This is a genomic window from Streptomyces sp. NPDC060198 (assembly GCF_042728415.1).
Classification (GTDB): domain Bacteria; phylum Actinomycetota; class Actinomycetes; order Streptomycetales; family Streptomycetaceae; genus Streptomyces.
In genome coordinates, this window is sequence record NZ_JBHWZJ010000528.1 from 1 (window position 1) to 3786 (window position 3786).

5 protein-coding genes are annotated in these 3786 nt (G+C 73.8%); 3 read left to right on the plus strand and 2 right to left on the minus strand.

The genetic code is table 11. The features are described from left to right. Window positions 1–78 precede the first annotated feature (78 nt). A complete protein-coding gene (locus tag ACFWEP_RS32840) occupies window positions 79–1614 on the plus strand; it encodes an MFS transporter (protein ID WP_387375683.1) in 1536 nt (511 codons plus the stop codon). Then, window positions 1611–2360, plus strand: a complete 750-nt coding sequence (locus ACFWEP_RS32845; RefSeq protein ID WP_387375685.1) for a TetR family transcriptional regulator — start codon at window positions 1611–1613, stop codon at window positions 2358–2360. The genes ACFWEP_RS32840 and ACFWEP_RS32845 overlap by 4 nt, the downstream gene beginning before the upstream one ends. Here ACFWEP_RS32845 and ACFWEP_RS32850 read toward each other — a convergent pair. Together ACFWEP_RS32850 and ACFWEP_RS32855 are read right to left on the minus strand one after the other, a co-directional pair. Beyond that, window positions 2339–2791 carry a peptidoglycan-binding protein gene (locus tag ACFWEP_RS32850; protein WP_387375686.1) on the minus strand — a complete coding sequence of 151 codons (453 nt, stop codon included), beginning with the start codon at window positions 2789–2791 and terminating at the stop codon, window positions 2339–2341. The genes ACFWEP_RS32845 and ACFWEP_RS32850 overlap by 22 nt on opposite strands. 410 nt (window positions 2792–3201) lie before the next feature. Continuing rightward, the gene (locus tag ACFWEP_RS32855; RefSeq protein WP_387375688.1) at window positions 3202–3576 is read right to left on the minus strand and encodes a hypothetical protein; all 375 of its coding nucleotides are present in this window, start codon (window positions 3574–3576) and stop codon (window positions 3202–3204) included. Here ACFWEP_RS32855 and ACFWEP_RS32860 point away from each other — a divergent pair. Next, window positions 3575–3786 (plus strand): hypothetical protein (locus ACFWEP_RS32860; RefSeq protein WP_387375690.1); only part of this gene is annotated, 212 nt, incomplete at its 3' end. The two genes, ACFWEP_RS32855 and ACFWEP_RS32860, sit on opposite strands and share 2 nt — an antisense overlap.

Consider the following 3786-nt stretch of genomic DNA (forward strand, 5'->3'; position numbering starts at 1 on the left):
GCACAGGCGTTTACCCTGAGGGTGAACGCCTGTGCACCCGTCAGGCGTGCCGTTCTCACCCTCCCTGACGGAGATCGCATGCCAGCGGACATACCCACCCCGCCGCCGACGCCCGCGCCGTCCGCCGAACCGTCCACCGACCGGGGCGCCACAGCCCCGTCGTCCCCGAACCTGGCCATGGGCATCCTCGCCTTCTGCGGCGTCGTCGTCGCGGTCATGCAGACGCTCGTCGTCCCGCTGCTGCCGCACATCCCCGAACTCACCGGCGCCACCCCGGCCGCCGCGAGCTGGCTCGTCACCATCACCCTGCTGACCGGCGCGGTCTTCACCCCGGTCCTGGGCCGCGTCGGCGACATGTACGGCAAGCGGCGCGTCCTGCTCGCCTCGCTCGGCTCGCTCCTCGTCGGCTCGGTGCTCTGTGCGATCAGCTCGCACATCGAGATCCTCATCACCGGCCGCGCGCTCCAGGGCGCGGCCCTCGCCGTCGTCCCGCTGGGCATCAGCATCCTGCGCGACGAACTCCCCCCGGAGCGCGTCCTGCCCGCCGTCGCCCTGATGAGCTCCACGCTCGGTATCGGCGCCGCAGTAGGTGTACCGGTCGCCGCGTTCGTCGTCGAACACTTCGACTGGCACACCATGTTCTGGGTCTCCGGCGTGATCGCCCTGATCGACATCGTGCTGGTGCTGCTCTTCGTCCCGGAGTCGCCGCTGCGCACCCGCGGCCGGTTCGACGCCGTCGGAGGGCTCGGGCTCGCCGCCGTACTGGTCTGCCTGCTGCTCGCCGTCACCCAGGGCGGCGAATGGGGCTGGACGTCCCCGGCCACCCTCGGCCTCCTGGCGGCCGCCGTACTCGCCGGGCTGCTCTGGGGGGCGTACGAGCTCCGCGTGCGGAGTCCGATGGTCGACCTCCGGGTCTCCGCCCGCCCCGCCGTCCTCTACGCCAACCTCGCGGCACTGCTCATCGGCTTCGCCTTCTACGCCAACTCCCTGGTGACCGGACAGATGGTGCAGGAGCCGAAGGTCACGGGATACGGGCTCGGCGCCTCGATCGTCGTCAGCGGCCTGTGCCTGCTGCCCGGCGGGGTCGCGATGGTGCTGCTGTCGCCCGTGTCGGCGCGCATCTCCGCCGCCCACGGGCCGAAGGTCAGCCTGGCGCTCGCCTCGGTGATCATCGCCGTCGGGTACGGGGTCCGCTGGTTCACCAGCCACGACCTGTGGACGATCGTGGCCGGTGCGACCGTCGTCGCTGCGGGCACCGCCATCGCCTACTCCGCGCTCCCCGCCCTGGTGATGCGGGCGGTACCGGTCAGCGAGACGGGCGCCGCGAACGGCCTGAACACCCTGATGCGCTCGGTCGGCCAGGCCTTCTGCAGCGCCGCGGTCGCCGCCGTGCTGAGCAACGTCACCTTCCGGGTCGGCGGCCTCACCGCGCCGACGCTCCACGCGTACCAGCTCGTCTTCCTGATCGCAGGAGGCGCCGCCGTGCTCGCCCTGCTGGTCACGCTGCTGCTGCCGGGAGCGGGCGACGCGAAGGCGGGTACGGTCGAAGGGACGAAGAGGCGGGCGGACCGGAAGGCAGGTGCGCCGGCCACAGCCATTCAGGAGGGTGCATGACCGGCCGGGCCACAGCGCACGCCGTACCGCCGGGACCGCAGGGATCACCGGGACCGCACGGATCACCGGGGGCGACCGGGACCTCCGCGGAGGGGGCCGCGTCCTCCCCCGCGGCGCGGGAATCCTCCTCGGGGGCCGCGGACTCCTCCGCTGCGGTGGCGGACGCCGGCAGCGGCAAGAGGGCGATCCTGCTGGCGGCGCGGCGGGCGTTCATGCGCAACCCGTACGCCGAGGTCACCATCCGCGGCATCGCGGCCGACGCCGGAGTGAGCCCGTCCCTGGTGGTCAAGCACTTCGGCCGCAAGGACGAACTCTTCAACGCCGTCGCCGACTTCGGTCCCGAGGCCGACGCCATCTTCGACGCGCCGCTGGACCGGCTGGGCCGGCACATGGTGCTCACCCTCGTCCGCCGCCGCCGGGCCTACGGTTCGGACCCGTTCCTGCGGGTGGTCTTCTCGCTCGGCAACCGCGACGAACGCGTCCTGCTGCGCGACCGCTTCCACGAACAGGTCACCCGGCGGCTGGCCGCCCGGCTCCCCGGTCCCGACGGCACGCTCCGCGCCGAACTCGTCGCGGGTCAGCTCATCGGCCTCGGCGCCGCGCTGAGCCTGCACTCCGAAGGGGAGGGGCCCCGCACCACCCCGGAGCGCCTCGCGGACCTCTACGCCCCGGCGCTCCAAACTCTGCTCACGGAGGCCGGGGCGGAGGCCGGGGCGGAGGGCGATCAGCCCGGATACGTGTCGTAGCAGTCGGGCACCGGGTAGTACAGCGCCTCCCACGTCAGAGCACCGATCACGCCGTCCTTCGGCAGCCCGTGGCACCCCTGGATCCACTTGACCTTCGTCAGGGTCGCGGCCCCGAACTTCCCGTCCACCTGTAGCTTCGGCACCAGCCCGCCCCACACGTTGCTCAGGCACTGCGCCTGCTTCACCGCGGCTCCGCTGCTGCCGGAGCGGAGCACCGGCCGGTTCGACGCCGAGGTGTACGCGCACCCGCCCGGCACGGCGGCCACGGTCAAAGCCGCCTCGGGCGAGGCCGCGGCGGCCCCGGGCGCGACGGCGAAGGCCCCCAGCGTCAGGGCGGCGGCGCCTGCGAGGCCGACGACACGGCGCGCCAAGGCACTCGCGGGCTTCGGGGAGGAGAGGGCGGACGAGGAGGCGGTACGGGAGACGGTCATGCCGGAACCTCCGGTTCGGGGTACGACGGGCTCCGGCGGGCCGACCGGGTGCGGCCCGGCCCGCCTCGCTGGAGCGCGCACCGAGATCCGGACCGGGACGTCCCGTGCGGGATGTCCCGCGGAGCCCCGGCGGTCCGCGGTGCGTCCATCAACGTAACCACAGGTGAGCGCGGTGAGCAGGGCGTGCGGTGGGGCGTGCGGTGGAGCGGGGAGAGCGCGGGGCACGCTGGGGTGGTGCGCAGGGGCGCTGCGCACGGCCCGGGGCGCCCGGGGCGCCTGAGGCTCCCGGGGCGCCTAGGGCGCGCTTGAGGCGCCGGAGCGTCGCCCGTGCATCCCGGCGGTTGCGGGGACCTCGGCCGTGCGTCCCGGCGGTTGCGGGGACCTCGGCCGTGCGTCGGGGCGAGGGGGCCTCACCAGACGAGGACGCCCCCGCCGATCGCCAGGGCCCGGTGGCAGGCGTCCTCGATGTTCGCCAGCCGGTCCCCGACCGACCGCAGGCCGTCCGGGGAGGTACCGTCCGCCGCGCCCCGGGCGATCAGCACGAGGTTCTCCCGCAGCAGCGCGCACTCGTCCAGCAACTCGACGACCTCCTCCGGCCGGGCGACGAGCCAGCCGTCGAGGATGCGGGGGAAGAGCCGCGCCCCCAGGGAACGCACCGCCGGGGAACCCCAGACCGACTCGCGCCAGGACTCCGTACCGGCCATGTCCGAGCTCCCGCCGGGAACGTCCTGTACCCGCGACTCGCCGTGCTCGTCCACCAGGAACACGTCCACGCTCAGGGTCATGACGGCAGTGCAGCACGGGAGCCGAAGCAGGAGCCACCGGGTTTCCCGCGCGGCGCGGGGAGAGGGTGTCGAGCGAGGGGTTCCAGACGCCGAGGACATCGAGGCCGGCGGCGACCTCGGCCCCAACGTCCACGTCTTCGACCCGTCGACGCCGGCCGGCGTAGGTGAAGGTGATGCCGAGGAAGACGCGCAGCGGCAGCAGGGCGTACC